Annotated in this window: 16 protein-coding genes and 1 tRNA gene; 8 read left to right on the forward strand and 9 right to left on the reverse strand. The window is 66.6% G+C overall.

The window, feature by feature from the left end:
- Positions 1 to 86: 86 nt before the first annotated feature.
- Together BM382_RS04600 and BM382_RS04605 are read left to right on the forward strand one after the other, a co-directional pair.
- A complete protein-coding gene (locus BM382_RS04600; protein ID WP_072442028.1) occupies positions 87 to 1,799 on the forward strand; it encodes an amidase in 1,713 nt (570 codons plus the stop codon).
- A 100-nt stretch (positions 1,800 to 1,899) separates the two neighbouring features.
- Positions 1,900 to 2,373, forward strand: coding sequence for a hypothetical protein (locus tag BM382_RS04605; RefSeq protein WP_011061069.1), 474 nt, complete (start codon positions 1,900 to 1,902; stop codon positions 2,371 to 2,373).
- Between the two features lie 8 nt (positions 2,374 to 2,381).
- Here BM382_RS04605 and BM382_RS04610 read toward each other — a convergent pair whose 3' ends face one another.
- Positions 2,382 to 2,912, reverse strand: coding sequence for a hypothetical protein (locus BM382_RS04610; protein WP_072442031.1), 531 nt, complete (start codon positions 2,910 to 2,912; stop codon positions 2,382 to 2,384).
- A 136-nt stretch (positions 2,913 to 3,048) separates the two neighbouring features.
- On the opposite strand from BM382_RS04610, the gene BM382_RS04615 reads away from it, so the two are divergent.
- The 3 genes from BM382_RS04615 (at position 3,049) to BM382_RS31835 (ending at position 4,886) form a co-directional block, all read left to right on the forward strand.
- Positions 3,049 to 3,948, forward strand: coding sequence for a serine hydrolase domain-containing protein (locus BM382_RS04615; RefSeq protein WP_275656326.1), 900 nt, complete (start codon positions 3,049 to 3,051; stop codon positions 3,946 to 3,948).
- A gap of 140 nt (positions 3,949 to 4,088) precedes the next feature.
- Positions 4,089 to 4,586, forward strand: a complete 498-nt coding sequence (locus tag BM382_RS04620; RefSeq protein ID WP_072442033.1) for a hypothetical protein — start codon at positions 4,089 to 4,091, stop codon at positions 4,584 to 4,586.
- A gap of 150 nt (positions 4,587 to 4,736) precedes the next feature.
- The gene (locus tag BM382_RS31835) at positions 4,737 to 4,886 is read left to right on the forward strand and encodes a hypothetical protein (protein WP_015635448.1); all 150 of its coding nucleotides are present in this window, start codon (positions 4,737 to 4,739) and stop codon (positions 4,884 to 4,886) included.
- 98 nt (positions 4,887 to 4,984) lie between these two features.
- On the opposite strand, the gene BM382_RS04625 is transcribed toward BM382_RS31835, so the two are convergent.
- The 6 genes from BM382_RS04625 to BM382_RS04650 form a co-directional block, all read right to left on the reverse strand.
- The gene (locus tag BM382_RS04625) at positions 4,985 to 7,111 is read right to left on the reverse strand and encodes a TonB-dependent receptor family protein (RefSeq protein WP_072442035.1); all 2,127 of its coding nucleotides are present in this window, start codon (positions 7,109 to 7,111) and stop codon (positions 4,985 to 4,987) included.
- Between the two features lie 147 nt (positions 7,112 to 7,258).
- On the reverse strand, positions 7,259 to 7,471 hold the full coding sequence (locus BM382_RS04630; RefSeq protein WP_011061063.1) for a DUF4287 domain-containing protein: 213 nt from the start codon (positions 7,469 to 7,471) through the stop codon (positions 7,259 to 7,261).
- Positions 7,468 to 7,971, reverse strand: coding sequence for a hypothetical protein (locus BM382_RS04635; protein ID WP_011061062.1), 504 nt, complete (start codon positions 7,969 to 7,971; stop codon positions 7,468 to 7,470). Before BM382_RS04635 ends, BM382_RS04630 begins: the two co-directional genes overlap by 4 nt.
- A 131-nt stretch (positions 7,972 to 8,102) precedes the next feature.
- Positions 8,103 to 9,677, reverse strand: a complete 1,575-nt coding sequence (locus BM382_RS04640) for an FGGY-family carbohydrate kinase (RefSeq protein ID WP_011061061.1) — start codon at positions 9,675 to 9,677, stop codon at positions 8,103 to 8,105.
- A gap of 23 nt (positions 9,678 to 9,700) precedes the next feature.
- Entirely contained in the window at positions 9,701 to 11,290 is a 1,590-nt protein-coding gene (locus BM382_RS04645; RefSeq protein WP_072442037.1) for a glycerol-3-phosphate dehydrogenase/oxidase, read from the reverse strand.
- Positions 11,287 to 12,891 carry an FAD-binding oxidoreductase gene (locus BM382_RS04650; protein ID WP_072442039.1) on the reverse strand — a complete coding sequence of 535 codons (1,605 nt, stop codon included), beginning with the start codon at positions 12,889 to 12,891 and terminating at the stop codon, positions 11,287 to 11,289. The genes BM382_RS04645 and BM382_RS04650 overlap by 4 nt, the downstream gene beginning before the upstream one ends.
- A gap of 179 nt (positions 12,892 to 13,070) precedes the next feature.
- Between BM382_RS04650 and BM382_RS04655 the strand changes: the two genes are divergently transcribed.
- Positions 13,071 to 13,775 (forward strand): hypothetical protein, encoded by a 705-nt coding sequence (locus BM382_RS04655; protein ID WP_072442041.1) that lies wholly within the window; start codon positions 13,071 to 13,073, stop codon positions 13,773 to 13,775.
- Between the two features lie 169 nt (positions 13,776 to 13,944).
- Positions 13,945 to 14,019: transfer RNA gene (locus BM382_RS04660), tRNA-Gln, on the forward strand.
- Between the two features lie 13 nt (positions 14,020 to 14,032).
- Here BM382_RS04660 and BM382_RS04665 read toward each other — a convergent pair.
- Positions 14,033 to 14,941, reverse strand: a complete 909-nt coding sequence (locus BM382_RS04665; protein WP_015635442.1) for a LysR family transcriptional regulator — start codon at positions 14,939 to 14,941, stop codon at positions 14,033 to 14,035.
- 124 nt (positions 14,942 to 15,065) lie between these two features.
- Here BM382_RS04665 and BM382_RS04670 point away from each other — a divergent pair, with 124 nt between their 5' ends.
- Positions 15,066 to 16,271, forward strand: coding sequence for an MFS transporter (locus BM382_RS04670; RefSeq protein ID WP_072442043.1), 1,206 nt, complete (start codon positions 15,066 to 15,068; stop codon positions 16,269 to 16,271).
- Positions 16,272 to 16,480: 209 nt separating this feature from the next.
- Here the strand turns inward: BM382_RS04670 and BM382_RS04675 are convergent, their stop codons facing one another.
- On the reverse strand, positions 16,481 to 17,197 hold the full coding sequence (locus BM382_RS04675; protein ID WP_053158213.1) for a class I SAM-dependent methyltransferase: 717 nt from the start codon (positions 17,195 to 17,197) through the stop codon (positions 16,481 to 16,483).
- Positions 17,198 to 17,299 lie beyond the last annotated feature (102 nt).

Genomic DNA, 17,299 nt, shown 5'->3' on the forward strand with positions numbered 1-17,299 from the left:
ACCACCATGCACAGCCAATACCCCAACACACGCGCCCCGTTGCGCCCTCTGCACCTCATCACCCACCAGCCAACGGCGGTAGCAGCATGATCGAAGTCACCGAAGTCTCCATTGCCCACCTGCGCGCCGCCCTGGAATCCGGGCAGACCACCTCGGTGGAACTGGTCCAGGCCTATCTGGCGCGGATCGAGGCCTATGACGGCCCGAACACCGCCACCGCCCTCAACGCCGTGGTGGTGCGCAACCCCGAGGCGCTGAACGAGGCGCGGGCCGCCGATGAGCGCCGCGCCAAGGGCCAGACCCTGGGCCCGCTGGACGGCATTCCCTACACCGCCAAGGACAGCTACCTGGTCAAGGGCCTGACGGCTGCTTCCGGCAGCCCGGCCTTCGCCGAGCTGGTGGCCTACCGCGACGCCTTCACCATTGAGCGCCTGCGGGCTGCCGGGGCCATCTGCCTGGGCAAGACCAACATGCCGCCCATGGCCAACGGCGGTATGCAGCGTGGCGTGTATGGCCGCGCCGAAAGCCCCTATAACGCCGCTTACCTGACCGCGCCCTTTGCCTCGGGCTCGTCCAATGGCGCCGGCACCGCCACCGCCGCCAGCTTCGCCGCCTTCGGCCTGGCCGAGGAAACCTGGTCCAGCGGCCGTGGCCCGGCCTCCAACAACGGGCTGTGCGCCTACACCCCGTCGCGCGGGGTGATCTCGGTGCGCGGCAACTGGCCGCTGACCCCGACCATGGACGTGGTGGTGCCTTTTGCCCGGACCATGGCCGACCTCCTGGAAGTGCTGGACGTGGTGGTGGCCGAAGACCCGGACACCCGCGGCGACCTGTGGCGCCTGCAGCCCTGGGTGCCGATCCCCAGCGTCGCTTCGGTGCGCCCGGCCTCCTACCCGCAACTGGCGGCCGGCGCCGCGGCGCTCAAGGGCAAGCGCCTCGGCGTGCCGCGCATGTACATCAATGCCGACCCTGAGGCCGGCACCAGCGAGAAACCGGGCATCGGCGGCCCCACCGGCCAGCGCATCCATACCCGGCCCTCGGTGATCAGCCTCTGGGAACAGGCGCGCCAGGCCCTGGAGGCCGCCGGCGCGCAAGTGCTGGAAGTGGACTTCCCCCTGGTGTCCAACTGCGAGGGCGACCGCCCCGGCGCGCCGACCGTGTACAACCGCGGCCTGGTCAGCAAGGAGTTCCTCCACGACGAGCTATGGGAGCTCTCGGGCTGGGCCTTCGACGACTTCCTGCGGGCCAACGACGACCCCAAGCTCAACCGCCTGGCGGATGTCGACGGGCCGCAGATCTTCCCCCACGACCCCGGCACCCTGCCCAACCGCGAAGACGACCTGGCCGCCGGCATGGACGAATACGTGAACATGGCCAAGCGCGGGCTCAAGACCTGGGACCAGATCGCCACCCTGGCCGACGGCCTGCGCGGCCTGGAGCAGACCCGGCGCATCGACCTGGAAGACTGGATGGACCGCCTGGGGCTGGACGCCGTGCTGTTCCCCACCGTGGCCGACGTTGGCCCGGCCGATGCCGATATCAATCCCGAGTCGGCAGACATCGCCTGGAGCAATGGCGTGTGGGTGGCCAACGGCAACCTCGCCATCCGCCACCTGGGGGTGCCCACCGTTACCGTGCCCATGGGGGTGATGGCGGACATCGGCATGCCGGTGGGGCTGACCTTCGCCGGGCGCGCCTATGACGACTCGAGCCTGCTGCGCCTGGCTTCGGCCTTCGAGGCCACCGGCAGCAAGCGCCTGATACCACCGCGCACGCCTGCCTTGCACAGCGACCAGTGACAAACCGGGACCGGGGCCGCAACGGCCCCGGTCCTCAACGCCGTCCCTTCGAGTCCCCTTTGCGCATGACCTTTTGCGCTCAACCCGTTGGCGAGACCCCATGAACCACATTCGCGCTGCAATGCATCAATCGAAATACACCAAGGCCCCCCACCCCGTCTTCACCCTCGACGACGTCCCCCTGGACAGTTGGATCAAGGGGGTCATCTACGATGGCTCGGGGGCAGACAGCACCGAGGGGTTGGTACCGGCCCAGGGCTGGCTGATCGATGACGAGCACGCAGAACTTGCCTGGCAGTTACTGGCTCCCGCGAGCGAGGATTGCTCGAGCATCGTCCCGTTGCTGATCTGCCCCGACGACATGGATCTAAGTTGCACAGTGGCCGTGGTCGAGCAGGTGGTACGGGGAGACAAGCTGATCTGGGAACGTTTTGGACGAGCCGTCACAGTGATCGACGGACTGGTCACTGCGGTGGCCTGGAACAGCAACGCTCAACGCGCCGAATTCTCCCGGCAACAGTTTGACGAGGCCTGCACTGAATTCAAAAGATTGACCGAGCATGAGTGGGCTTGATTGCACCATCACTGCTCATCCTCAGGTCGCAATGGCGAGTGCTGCCAATCGAAGTGGGTGAGCAACTGCCGGCACAGGTCGTCCAGCTGCGGGTGGTAGTGGTGGGTATGGGGCACGGGCAACTGCGGCTCGCCATGGCCGAAGCCCAGTGCGCGCAGGGCCGTGGCGTAGCCTTCCAGCGGCCCGTAGCCATAGATCAGGTTGTGCCGGTCCCAGACCACGGTGGCCTGTTGCTCGGGCGAGTGGACCCACAGGTCGAAACGGCTGTCGCCACAGAGCAGTGGCTTGAAGTCATAGATGAAATCCTGAACGTCCTCACGCGACAGCTGCGGGCTCCAGTAGCGTCCGGCTTGCGATTCGTCCCGGGGCGTGTGCAGCACGAACAGCAGCACCAGCGGTTCGGCCAGGCAGCCCAGCAGGCTGAGCAGGACCTGCGGGTCCGAGCCTGGAACGCCCGCCACCACGCGCTGCCCCTCGCCAATGGGGGCCACCACGAATACCGGCGGATAACTGTGCTCGACCCACTGGTTGTCTATCATGTGCCCAAGTCTGTACATAGCCAGCCTGATCCTCCTGATCAATTCCTAGGTTTAGCCAAAACGGCCGCGCATTATGCCGTACCCTGCAGGGCCGCTCACGGCCTGATTGACCCAACAGCGCGCGGCAACACAGCCCATCAAGGACATCCCCTCCGTGCTTCATGCCCTGATCCACAACGGCCAACCACTGGCCCCACAGCAACCCCAGCCACTGGTGCCCTGGTGGAGCTTCACCAAGACTGTGCTTAGCGCAGCGGCCCTGACCCTGGTGCGCGACGGCCTGCTGGGGCTGGATGAGCCGCTGCCCCAGGGCCCCTTCACCCTGCGCCAGTTGCTGCGGCATCAGGCCGGGCTGGCGGACTACAGCGAGCTGAGCGACTACCACGACGCGGTTTTGCGCAACGAGGATGCATGGCCCGGCGCACAGATGCTGCAGCGCCTGGATGCCAGCCGCCTGCGCTACGCCCCCGGCAGCCAGTGGCGCTACTCCAATGTGGGCTACCTGTTCGTGGCGCAGCTGATCCAGCAGGCAACGGACCTGCCCCTGCACCTTGCCCTGCAACAACGGGTACTGGCGCCCCTGGGCCTGTCTCGCACACGCCTCGCCGTGACCCGCGAAGACCTGCGGGATGTGGACCTGGGCCAGTTGGGCGACTACCACCCCGGCTGGGTCTACCACGGCCTGCTGGTGGGGCCCCTGGCGGAGGCGGCGGTGCTGCTGGATCGGCTGTTGAGCGGCGCGCTATTGCCCCCGGCACTGCTGGCAGGCATGCAGCAGGCCCAGGTTCTGGGCGGGCCGATGGCCGGCCGGCCCTGGGTCGCTCCCGGCTATGCCATGGGCCTGATGGTGGGCAGTGTCGAGTCTGGCCTGACGCTCTACGGCCACACCGGCAGCGGCCCCGGCAGCACGCTGGCGGTCTATCGCGCCAACGTCGCCGGCACCAGCGCCTGCTGCGCGGTCTTCAATCCGGGGAGCGACCAGGGCCAGGTCGAAACCCGGGCCCTGGCGCATCTGCGCCACGCACTGGCGAACTAGCCACAGGGCACGGCCACAGTCACAGTCACAGGACAGCTCGCATGCTGGCATGACTGACCGGGCGCCACGGGCCCTGCCGTTTCGCACAGCGGCTGACGTACAATCCCCAGCCTTCAGGGACAGCCATCACCAGGACGACAATGACCACACACAGCATTACCCTTGCCAACGGCTGGACTGCCGAATATACCGAGCAGGGCGAGTTCCGCATGGGCGCCGTCGGCTGGAACCTGCAGTTGCGCGGCCCCGAGCAACAGGCCATCCGCTATTTCGAAAGCCAGATCGTGCTGGTCAACGATGAGGATGGGGTACAGGCACGAAAAGCCATCAGCCTCTCCGAGGATGGGGTCTACGGCTACCTGGGCAGCGACATGAGCCATGGCTGGGTGATCGACTTCTCCCGCTGCATGATCGCGCCCCATCGGGTGACGATTTCCCACTACCACTACGCCTATGACGAATACATCTCGCTGCTGGAACAGCCGGCGTACAAGCGGGTGCGGGAGTACATCAGTGTCACCGGTCGGACTTACTACCTGACCTTCCCCCTGACCCGGGACGAGGATTTCCCCAAGGTCTGGGAGGAGTACCTGGTGATACGCCGGCGGCAGCTGGACGAGCTGTATTTTCGCAACTGAGCCTGGGCCGGGCGGCACAGTGATGCGCATGGGCCATTAGCACACTCGGGCTAATAGTGCCGGGGGCAGCACGGGCCTATAGTCCGCAGCAGCCCCCCCTTCAGGACGGCGCCTACAAGAACGTGCGGATTCATAACAAGGAGTTTTCCCATGTCGCTCAAGAAAATCGTCTATGCCTCGGCCATCGCCCTGGCCCTCACCGCCTCCAACGCCCACGCCTTTGCCAGCGACTGCGGCGACTCGCTGTGGAAGTTCAGCGCCATCGAAGCGCTGACCTGCGTGTTCTCGGGCCAGTGGTAAATCACTGCCGCCCGGGCTGACACCGCCCGGCATGAACCAGGTGCCCGCTGCTGCGGGCACTTTCATTGGCGGGTGTCGGCTCGCTCGCGGCCCTGCTTTCAGCGCAGGCTCCAGGACACCCCCAGGTACACCCCCAACCCTTCCCCCGGCGTTGAACGCGCCGCGTCCAGCCCCTTGTCGTCATAGCCCGGGGTCACGGTGGCGGCGTAGCGCTTGTCGGTCAGGTTGCGCACATCGACCCAGGTCTGCCAGTCGTTCTTCGGCGCGTTGTAGCCCAGGGTGGCGCCGAACAGCGCATAGGGATCGGCGTAGTAGCTGTTGGCGTAATCCACCGCCACCTTGGACACCAGCTGGGTATTGACCGCGGCGAAGAAGCCCAGGGGCCAGTCGTAGCGCAGCTCGCCCTGGTAGTAGTGCATGGGCAGGCCCGGCAGGCGGTTGTCGGCGAAACGCTGATCGTCGCGGTAGTGGAAATCACTGAAGGTATAGGCCTGGCGCAGGCTCAGGCGGCCGACGCCCGGGCGCGACCACAGCTCGCTCTGCAGGCTGGCTTCCACGCCCTGGTGCACGGTGGGGCTGGCGTTGAGCTCGTAAGGCGTGGTGGCGTTGGCGTCCGGCAGCACCGAAAGCAGTTCGTGGCGCACCTGGGCGTAGTACCAGGCCAGGCTCCACTGGCCCAGGCTGCTGTCGCCACGCCCGCCCAGTTCCAGGGTGGTAGCGGTCTGATTGCGCAGCTTGACCGGGTCGCGCTGGGCGCCGGTGGCGACGCCGCTGCCGGCCGGAAAACGCTGATTGGCGCTGTAGATCAGCGACCAGGGGTGTGGCGCTTCCACCGAGCGGCTGAGGTTGGCGAACAGTTGCAGATCCGGGTTCAACTGGTAGCGCAGGCCCAGGCGCGGCGCGTAGTCCCAGTCGCCAAGGCTGGTCTTGCCGCCGCCCTCGGGGTAGGTCACCGCGCTTTCGCGGCGGGTGTAGATGGCCGCCAGCCCGGTGGTCAGCCACAGGTCGTCGGCGATCTCCAGGTCATTGCCAACGTGCAGGACGGTGTCCGAGCCCTGGTAAGTGAAGTTGCGGATCCGCGTGCCCGGCGCGTAGGTCTTGGTATTGCCGCCAGGAATGCGCACGAACTCGCTGGCACCGTCATTGGGCAGGTGCTTGGTCACCCGCAGGCCCAGGGTGCTGCGGCTTTCCAGGCCCCAGAGGCTGTCGCGGCGCTTGTAGTCCAGGGTGCCGCTGACGTCGCTGTAGGCCACCTTCAGGCGGTTGGGGCCTTCGCGCAGGTCCATGGGGTAGTCGTGGTACACCAGCCCGGCCTGGATACTCGAATCGTCGTCCAGGTAATAGGTGGTCTTGTTGCCGACAAAGGTACTGCCCGGCTGCTTGCGCCGGTCGTCGCGGCTGACGTAGGCCGGGTTGGCCGCCCGCGGGTCGTGTTCGATGGAGCGCTTGGTCACGCGCCCGGCCAGATCGTTGTCGGTCTCGCGGTAGCGCAGGTAGAAGCGGGTTTCCAGGTTCGGGTTGAAGCGGTAGCCGAAGTTGCCGATCAGCCCCTTGCTCTGGCTGCGGGTGTGATCCTGGTAGCCGTCGGCATTGGAGTCGGTCAATGACACGTAATAATCGAAATCCCCCAACACTTGCCCGGAACTGACCTGACGCTGCTGATAACCGTGGCTACCGGTGGCGTAGCGTACCTGCAACAGCGGTGCGTCATAGCCAGTGTGGCTGACGTAATCGATGGCGCCACCCAGGGCCAGGGCGCCACGGTCGAACCCGTTGGCGCCGCGCAGCACTTCCACGTGGTCGACCCACAAGGGCTCCAGCAATTCATAGGGCGTGCCACCGGGGCCGGTCAGGGGCAAGCCGTCGAGCATCGTATACAGCCCCGAGGCATGGGCACCCGGCGCGCGGTTGATGCCCGAGCCGCGGATCGAGATCTTCACCCCTTCGTTGCCCGCCGACTGGGCATAGACCCCGGGCTGGTAGGCCAGCACATCCTGGTTGCTGGCCACCCGGCCCTGCAGCGGGCGGCGCATGTCCACCACATTGGTGCCGCCGGGCACCTGGGCCAGCCGCGCCGCAGCCTCCTGCGCCGGCTGCCCCTCACCGCCCTGTTCCTGGCCCAGGACCTGCGCCGGAGCCAGCTCCACGGCACGGGTTTCGGCAAATGCCGGGCAGGCCAGGGCCAGGCCCAACAGGGCCGTGGGCAAGGATTTTGGCGAAGACATCGAGAAAACTCCGACAGGCAGAAAGAGGGCAATGCAAGGTGCGACGTAGGAAAGAACGAAGAGAACACAGGGGAATTTGGCTTTTTTCGCCAGGAAAGCGGATGTCGGCAGTCAGGCTTTCACTGGCGAAGAATGGCGCCCCGGGGACTAGCGGCCCTTGCTGGCCGCCAGGAAGTGCGCCACCAGGGCATTGGCGTGGCCATGGCCCATGCCGTGTTCGGTCTTGAGCCAGGCCACCAGCTCCATATGCTTTTTGCCGTCGACCGTTGCCAGCAGCTCCAGCCAGTGCCCGATGGGCTGGCCGTAGTGCTTTTCAATGGAGGGGAAGTACGACGCCGGCCCTTTGCTCTGTTCACTCATGGCTGATTCTCCGTCTTCTGGCTGCCCTTGATGTTGTCGATCAGGTCCACCACGTAGTTCTGGTTGAACCCCGCGACAAAGGACCAGAACAATAGCTTGGCGTAGGCGGCATAGCCACCGGCGTGCTGGCAGAAGATCACATAGAAGCTGTTCTCGCTGTAGCGACAGGTTTCATCGGCGACGATCTTTGGAAACAGCTCCCCTTGCACCACCCCGGAAATGAACAGGATATACAGCAGCCCCGCGAGGATGCCGCCGATGAATGACGGCAGCACCAGGCTGAACCAGGAACTGCACAGGCCGATGATTTCCTCCTCGCTGAGGCTGGAAAGCTGGCGGTGAAAACCGACATAGCCGCCGATGTTGCCGGCAATGAACACCACCGAGGGAATGGTGTAGCCATCGGCCATGGCCACCGACACCAGGGATGCCGCCAATAGCAGCACAAAGATGAGGAACAGTCGCTTCCACAGGATGTTCAGCGCTTCCTGGCGGTTCATGCTCGTCTCGCAGGCGTGGGGGGTCGAAGGGGCCCTGCCCCTTGATCACGATAGACCAGCCCTGGCGCCTGGAAGAACTTTTTACCCCGCAGAGGTTCGCCCCCCCTGCCGGCCGCTGGCCGGCGCTTTCGCTAAGCCGGGTAACCGGTAATCTCGCGAATGCTCTGGTACAGCGGCTTGAGCTGGCGGTACATGCGCAGGTAGACCTCGCTGTACAGCCGCTGGTACATCTGCTGCGCCTGGGGCTGGGGCTCGAACACTGCGCCAACCCGGGTCATGGCGCTGATGGCCGTGGCGAAGTCCGGGTACAGCCCCAGGCCCACCGCGCAGGCGATCACCGCACCCAGCCCCGAGGCTTCATAGACATGGGGCCGCTCCACCGGCAGGCCGAAGATGTCCGCCGTCAGTTGCATGGCCGCGTCGCTCTGGGAGCCGCCGCCGGCCACCCGCAGGCGGCTGATCTTCAGCCTGGAGCGCTTTTCGATGCGCTCCATGCCCTGGCGCAGGGCATAGGCCAGGCCTTCGAGAATGGCCCGGTAGATGTGCGCCCGGGTGTGCACGTCGCCAAAGCCGATCATCGCCCCCTTGGCTTCCATGCCCGGCTCGCGGATGCCCGGCGACCAGTAGGGTTGCAGGGTCAGGCCCATGGACCCGGGCGGCACCGCCTGGACCAGGGCGTCGAACAGCTGCTCCGGCTCCAGCCCCTGCTCCGCCGCCTGCTGCACTTCGCGCAGGCCGAACTGCTGCTTGAACCAGCTGACCATCCAGTAGCCGCGAAAGATCATCACCTCGCAGTTGTAGTGGTCCGGCACCGCCGCCGGGTACGGCGGTATCAAAGGCACTACCTCCAGGTAGCGCGAACGGGTGGTGGTGATGGTGGCCGTGGTGCCGTAGGACAGGCAGGCGGTGGTCGAGTCCTGGACGCCCGAGCCCAGCACTTCGCAGGCCTTGTCGGCACCCGCGGCAATCAGCGGCAAGCCTTCGGGTATGCCGGTATGGCGGCTGGCCTCGGCGGTGATCCGGCCCAGGGTTTCCCCGGGCTTGAGCAGGGTCGGCAACTGCTCCTGGCGCACCGCCAGGGCCTGCCACTTCCAGTCACTGGGGGCGGCCCAGCGCAGGCGTTTGTAGTCGAACGGCAGGTAGGCCACGCAGCAGCCCACCGAGTCGACGAAATTGCCGGTCAGGCGATGGGTGAGAAAGCCCGAGAGCAACAGGAACTTGTCGGTGGCGGCCCACACCTCGGGCTGTTCCTGAGCCACCCAGTTGGCCTCGGCCTGGGCGCGAAAATAATCCACCGTGGCCTCGGCGCCGATCAACTTGAACAACCAGCCCCAGGGCCCCTTGATCTTGCCTTCGACCTCGGCCTGGCGCTGGTCGAGCCAGAGGATCGCCGGGCGCAGCGCGCGGCCCTGAGCATCGACGTTGATCAGGGTGCCGCGCTGGGTGGTCAGGGACACGCCGCGGATCTGCGAACGGTCGATGCCGGTCTGCTGCCAGAGCAGTTGGCAGGCTTCGCCGAGCTTGGCCCAGTAGTAGTCCGGGTGCTGTTCGGCCCAGCCGGGCCGGCTGGAAAAATAGGCTTCAAGCTCCACCTTGCCCTTGCCCAGCAGGTTGCCTTTGAGGTCGAACAGCAGCGCACGAACGCTCTGGGTGCCGTTGTCGATGGCCAGCAGGTAGTCCTGCTTATTGTTGTTGTGGTTATCCATGGGGCTCTCTTGGTTGAGCATCGTTAGGCGAGTGGCGGCAGGCTGTGATGGCGTTGCCACAGGGCCCGGTAGCGCTGTTCCTCGGCCTGCCAGCGCTCGTCGTCCCAGCCCAGCTGCGGCTGGCACAGGCGGCGGATGGCCGGCAGGTACTGGGCGGCGCCCTCGGCCAGCAGCAGGCCGATGCGGGTGCGGCGCAGCAGCAGGTCGTCCAGGTGCAGGACCATTTCCGCCTCGGCGGCAAACGCCAGCTCGGCCCACAGGGTGTCGCTGGCGCCGACGCAATCGCCGCCCAGGGTCGCCACCCACTGCGCCAGCCGCGGCAGATGGCGGCCGTGGCGGCCAGCCAGGCGCCGCACCTGGGCGCCGCTCAGGCCAGGGATCTCCAGGGGCGCCACAGGCGTGAAGACCGGGGCGCCGTCGTCCACCACTTCACGCCCGAGCATCGCCCCGCAGGCCTGCAGCACTTCGATGGCCTGGGGCCGGAAGGTGGTGAGCTTGCCGCCGGCCAGGGTCACGCAGCCGGGTTCCTGCCACAGCACATGCTCGCGGGTTTCATTGGAAGGCTTGCCCTGCTGGCCGTCGCTGCTGGCCACCACCGGGCGCACCCCGGCCCAGGTCGACAGCACGTCGCCGGCAGTGATCAGGGCCTGGGGAAACTGCTGGGCACAGGCGGCCAGCAGGTACTCAAGCTCTTCCTGGCTGATGCTGGCGCTCTGGTCCAGGTCATCGCGGTGATCCAGGTCGGTGGTGCCGACCACGGTGGCGCCCTCCCAGGGGAAGACGAACACCGGCCGGCCATCCTCGGCATGCATGAAGCTGAAGGCCTGGGCCACCGGCAAGCGCCAGCCCGGCAGCAGCAGATGGCTGCCGCGCAAGGGCCGCAGCTGGCGCACGCGGTCAGCCGGGCGCAAGCGCTCGGCCCAGGCGCCGGTAGCGACCGCCACGGCCGCGCAGCGCACCTGCTGCGGCTGCCCGCCTTCGCTGTCCTCGATCTGCACCCCGCAGACCCGCCCGTTCTCGCGCAAAAGGCGGGTGACCCGAACGCCGTTGAACACTTGGGCGCCATCGGCCCGGGCCTCGGCCAGCACCCGCATCACCAGCCGCGCATCGTCGGTCAGGGCGTCGAGAAAACTGGTCCCCCCCAACAGCCCCGGCTCCTTGACCCCGGGGGCCAGGAAAGCCAGCTGCCGGGCATCGTAAAAGCGATGGTTGCGCCGCCCGGCCAGGGCGTCATACACACCCAGCAGGCCGCCGAACACCCGGGGCCCGGGAAACTTGCCGCGGTAATGGGGCATCAGGAAGCTCATGGGCTCCACCAGCCCCGGGGCCTCCTGCAACAGGCGCTGGCGCTCGCGCACCGAATCCCGGGTCAGGCGCCACTGGCCCTTGGCGATATAGCGCAAGCCGCCATGGACCATCTTCGAGGAGCGGCTGGAGGTGCCCCAGGCAAAGTCTCGCTGTTCCAGCAGCAGGCAACGCCAGCCACGCCGCGCCGCTTCGCGCAGGATGCCGGCGCCGCTGATGCCGCCACCGATCACGATCAGGTCCCAGGCTTGCGCCGCCAGCCCGGGCAGCACCTCTTGGCGCCACTGGGCATTCCAGTCCTGGCTCATGGTTCACGGGGCTCCAAAAGGGTGCCGGGGTTGAGGCGCCCGGCCGGATCGAAGTGGCGGCTCAGGGCCTGCAGCGCATCGATGGCCAGCGGGCCCTTCTCCCGCAGCAGGTACGGCGCATGGTCCTTGCCCACGCCGTGCTGGTGGCTGATGGTGCCGCGGTGGTTGACGATGGTCTGGCTGGCAGCGTGCTTGAGCGCCTGCCAGCGGGCCAGGGTCGTCGGGTACTGGGCATCCGGGCGGAACACGTAGGTGGTGTAGATGCTCGACCCTTCGCCATAGACATGGGACAGGTGGGTGAACACATGCACCTGCTCGCCCTCGGCGGCCAGGCCGTCACGCAGGCTCTGCTCGATGCGTTGCAGCAGGCGGTCGACATTGCTCCAGTCGGTGGCGGTCTCCAGGGTGTCCACCAGGTAGCCGGCGTTCCACAGGCTTTCGCGCAGGTAGGGAAAGCGAAAGCGGTTCTGCGCCCATTTCTTGCCCAGCAGGGTGCCGGTGAACACCCCGCCGAAAGCCTTCAGGTGCTGGCGCGCCTGGCGCAGGGACAGGGCATTCTGCCGGCGGTTGCCGGTCACGCCGAAGGTCAACAGGCACTTGCCCGCCCCGGCGCCGCGCAGGGCCAGGTACTTTTCCAGCCAGGCGATCTGCGTCGGGTGGCCGGCCAGGGCCAGCTGGGTTTCGGTCTCCAGGGCATTGGACAGGCGCAGCATCGACAGCGGCACCCGGGCCTGGGCCAGGGCGCGCACCGCTTGCAGGGCCTGCTGCCAGTCGGGCAGGAACACCCCGTAGAAACGTTCGTCATCGGGCAGGCGGCTGACCCGCACCTTGACCTCGGAAATGATCCCGAAGCGCCCTTCGCTGCCCAGCACCACCTCGCGCAGGTCCGGCCCGGCGGCGGACGCCGGAAAGGTGGCGATGGGCATCGGCCCGGCAAAGGTTTCCAGGGTGCCGCCGGCGAACAGCTGCTCGATGCGCCCGTAGCGCAACGACTGCTGGCCGCTGGAGCGGCTGGCGACCCAGCCGCCCAGGGTCGACAGTTCCCAGGACTGGGGAAAGTGCCCCAGGGTGTAGCCCCGGGCCCGCAGCTGGCTTTCCACCTGAGGGCCACTGGCCCCAGGACCGAAGGTCGCCAGCAGGCTGTCTTCGTCCAGGTCCAGCAGGCGGCTCATGCGCGCCAGGGACACCGTCAGCACCGGCCGCTGGGACCCGCCGGGGTTGATGTGCCCGGCCACCGAAGTGCCCCCGCCGTAGGGAATCAGGCACAGGTCGCGGTCCTCGGCCAGGGCCAGCAACTGGCGGATCTGTTCGGCGGTTTCCGGGAACGCCACGGCGTCCGGGTAGGCCCCCAGCTCGCCCTCGCGCAGCGCCAGCCAGTCCGCCAGGCTCTGGCCGCGGGCGTGCAGCAGCCGGTCCTCGGCACTGATGCTGTACAAGTCATGGGCTTGCAGGCGCGATGCCGGCACCCGGGCCAGGGCCTGCTCCAGGGTCGCCTCCGGCAACCTGCGTCCCGGCCCCAGGCGCTCGGCGAGAAACCCCGCGCCCTGGGCCGGCAATTCGACCACCGTGGATGCATCCCCCCAGCCGTTCCAGCGTCGCATGCGTGTGTGTCCTTCTGCTGTTCTTATAGGTCTTGCCCAAGGCTCCCTATACTAGTGCGCGGCAGCGGGCTGTCACGGTCACATTGAGCCAGCGGATGTAGCCGATTGAGTCAGACAGAGGTGACATCGGGCGCCAGTTACCGAAGAATCCTCCCCCTCCCCATCACAGGCTCGCGTCCATGCCGGCAACCCTGAGAACCTGCACCCCCCTGTTCTGGTCCACCGACCTTGGCATCGACTACGGCGCGCCGACCTTGCAGCTGCGCGACCTGCTGCCAGTGGTGGGCGAGCAAAGCTCAGCCTTCTTCCAACGCCAGGACGGCATCGTGCTCGGTGAAACCCTGCAACTGATCTGGTGCCCGCCGCTGGCGGACCTCAATGGCTGGAACGAGCAACCCTCGGAAATCGCCCTGAGCCACCTGCTGCACGTGCGGATCACCGGCCCGGCCGCCGAGCCTCCCGCGCCACGGCATGCCAACCACCACGGCAGGCTCAGGTACCGCTTCCAGGTGCTGTCCTGCCAGCCGCTACCGGCGGCCCTGCGCGCCCAACCGCTCGCACCGAACGCCTGGCACCTGCCGCTGATCAGTGGCGAACACGGCAGTTGCCTGACCTGGGATGACATTCACGAGTGCGAGCGCGCCGAGGTCCAGGGGCTGATCTACCTGTGCGCCTACGGCCGTTACGAAAGCTATATGGAAATGTTCATCGAAGCAGTGGGCGAGCAGCTGTTCGGGCTGCTTTCGGTGCACCTGGGCCCGGGGGGCGACGACTATCAATTTGGCCGGCGCGCCCTTGAAGGGGCGGAGTTGCGGGCCATCCGCCGCGCACTGGATATGGCCCGGCCGCTGAAGGATTCACAGCCCGGCTACCTGGTCCCTTGAACCCCGGGACGGATAAAATCGCCCTGAAAAAGACTAAGCAGCTGTTTTCAAACTCATTTTTTTCACCAGGGGGCTTCCCAGCCCGCCGATAAGTTGATAAATTTGCGCCCGTTCTTGCAGCGGCCCTCCCCGGGCCGGCAGTTCAGGCAAGTAACGTCGCAACAGCTACAGGGGCGTCGCCAAGCGGTAAGGCAGCAGGTTTTGATCCTGCCATGCGTTGGTTCGAATCCAGCCGCCCCTGCCATTTTTTCTCATCGTTATCCCCGCAGATTCCTTTCCAGCATCTCCAGCAATGCACTGACCTTGGGCAACCCCTGCCGGCTTTTCAGCCACAGCAGATGGATCGCCTGCCCTTCGCTGGCCCATTGCGGCAGCACCTCCACCAGGCTTCCGTCCTCCAACTGGCGCTTGACCAGCCAGGAAGGCAGTTGCGCAATGCCATAGCCTTGCTGCACCGCCATCAACAGCCCCTCGCCATCGCCCACCACGCAACTGGCGGACATCACCCGGCGCTCACTCTCGCCCGGGCGGCCGCTGGCGAAGTTCCAGGGGCTGACCCGGCCATCCACCCAGCCATAGGCAATGCACTGATGGCGCTCAAGGTCCTGGTCGGTCAGCGGCACGCCATGGCTGCGCAGGTAGTCGGGCGAGGCGCAGAACAGGTGCCATTCGCGGCCCAGGCAGCGGTGCCCCAGCGCCGCCGGCCACTGTCCCGAGCCGCCAAGGCGCACGGCGATGTCCGCACCGGCTTCAAGCGGCTCGACACCGGGAGCGGAAAAGGTGATGTGCGGCTGCAAGCCCGGATGCTCCCGGGCAAAGCGCAGGACGGCGCCCAGCACCTGGGAGCGGCCGAAGGTCCCGGGCAGGTCGATGCGCACCCGCCCCCGCAGCTCGGAGTTTTCCGCGTTCAGCGCTAGCTCGGCCTCTTCCAGATCTGCCAGCACCCCGCTGCAGGTGCGGTAGAAGGCCGTGCCCGCGTCGGTCAGCGCCAGGCTGCGGGTGGTGCGCTGGAACAGCCGCGCCTGCAGGCGCCCTTCCAGCCGGGCGATGGCCTTGCTGACGGCGGAAGCCGTAAGGTTGAGCCGTTCGGCGGCGGCCTTGAAGCTGCCGCAGTCGGCCACGCAGACAAACACATCGATCCCCTTCAAGCGTTCGGAAGAAAACATTGGCGCCTCTTATTCATGAATCTGATTCCATTCACTGGGTAAAAAACATCATAAAACAGAACCAGATTCCCCAGTAAGCTGGCTGCCATTCTCAAAAACGCCGTTACAGACCGATGAGGCACGGATGCTGCGCACCCTGAAAAGCTACCCGAAAGCAATCAACCTGCTGCTGGCCGGCACCCTGGTGCTGACCCTGGCCCGGGCAATCACCCTGCCCTACCTGGTGATCTACCTGAGCAGTGCTTTCGGCCTGCAAGTGAGCGACATCGGCCTGGTGATCGGCAGCAGCATGATCCTCGGCTCGCTGCTGAGCCTCTACGGTGGTTTCCTGGTGGACCGCACGCCCAGCTACCGGCTGATCCTGGCCTGCTGCGCGCTGTTCACCCTGGGCTTCATCGGCGCCTTCAGTGCCCGCCAGCTGTGGCTGTTCTACCTGTGCCTGGTGCTGGTCAACCTGGCCTATGCGGTGATCGACATCGCGATCAAGGCCGGCTTTGCCCAGCGCCTGTCGGTGGAACAGCGCAGCGAAGCCTTCTCGATCAAATACACCCTGACCAATATCGGCTACGCCGTGGGCCCGTTCCTCGGCGCCGGGCTGGCGCGCCTGGACATCAGCCTGCCGTTCCTGATCTCCGCCGCCCTGGGCGCCGGGTTCCTGGCGATCCATATGCGCTGGGGCGACAGACAGCTGAGCGCCGCCGGCCCGACACCAGCGCCGCTATCCTTCGCGGCCCTGGGCAAACAGCTGCTACGGGATTACCGCCTGGTGTGCTTCACCCTGGGCGGCCTGCTCAGCGCCGTGGTCTTTGGCCAGTTCTCGGCGTACCTGTCGCAGTACCTGGTGGTCACCACCTCGGCCGAGGCCACCTACCGCATCATCAGCACCCTGGTGGCGACCAATGCGCTGCTGGTGATCGCCCTGCAATACGCCATCGGCCGCAGGATTACCCAGCGCCACCTGAGCCGCTGGCTGGCGCTGGGGCTGGGCCTGTTCCTGCTGGGGGTCAGCGGCTTCGGCCTGGCCACCAGCCTGGCGCTGTGGGTGCTGTCGATGGTGGTGTTCACCCTGGGGGAAATCATCGTGTTTCCCGCCGAGTACATGTTCATCGACCTGATCGCCCCCGAACACCTGCGAGGCCTGTATTACGGCGCGCAGAACCTCTCCAACCTCGGCGGCGCCCTGGGCCCGATACTCTGCGGCATGCTCCTGGCCAGTCACCCGGCGCACTGGATCTTCTACATGCTGGGAGCGTTCATAGTCGCCGGCGGGCTGTTCTACTGGCTGGGCGCGGCCAACCTGGAACAGGCCAGGAGCAGGACCGGCGCGTGATCATTGATGCCCAGGCGCTCGGCAATCGGCGCCTGGGCTGCCCGACAGGGGGGCGAGGCCGCCAGTGGCGGCACATTGCTCATGTACAGCAGATACTCAAAGGCGATACCAGCCTCGCGGGCTGGCCCGGCATGCGGCGACACTCCATGAGTGATGACCTTGTGGAGCTTGCCGGCCTGAAGGCGTGCCAGGCATGTTCGAGCGGCCCCTCAGCGACTCTTGCGGCTCAGCCAGGCGCCCCAGAACAGGCTGCTGAAGAAACGTGTTCCCGCGCTGAAACCGCCCTCTTCGAGCAACCGTTGCACCGCCGCCTCGGAATGGGGCGGGTCGGCGCCCTGAAGGATTTTCCCCAGCTTGGCTTGTACCTCATCCGCCGTCGCGCCCTGCTGGCGCCAGCGTTGCCCCCAGGCCGCCAGCAGCAGGGGCTGGCTGGCGTAGGCGTAGTGATTGCCGGCGACGATCAGCGGCGCGCCGGGCTTGAGGCGCCGGGCGATGGCCCGCAGCAATTGCCGCTTGGCTTCATCACCGGGCAGATGGTGCAGCACGCCGATCAGCGTGGCCCCGTCGAAGGGTTCGTCCGCCGCCAGTTCGTCCACCGTGGCCAGACGCACTTCGGTCCTCTCCAGCAAACCCTGCGCCTGCAACTGCTGGCGCGCTGTCTCCAGCATCGGTGCCGAGGGGTCTACAGCGGTAAAGCGCCAGCCCGGTTCCAGGGAAGCCATGGCGATAATCTCCTGGGCCGTGCCACCAGCCCCCACGGCCAGGATGTGGGCCGCACGCCCCTCGCCCAGGCTGGCCGCCAACATGCAGGCGGCAAGGTCATGGCAGGCGTCATAGCCCGCCAGGGCGATACGGCTCTGGCGGGCGTATTCGTCGGCTCGCGAGCGGTCGAATTTTTCAGCCGGGTTTACCGAGGATGAGGTCATGGCAGGGCTCCATTCAAAGGATCGGGACAGGCTAGGCCCTGCGGCTTGATAATTAAAATTCATTGTTTTTATTCATTGCATTCCTTCCTGGAATAGCACCTC

The sequence above is a fragment of the Pseudomonas sp. NFPP25 genome (assembly GCF_900116505.1).
Classification (GTDB): Bacteria; Pseudomonadota; Gammaproteobacteria; order Pseudomonadales; family Pseudomonadaceae; genus Aquipseudomonas; species Aquipseudomonas protegens.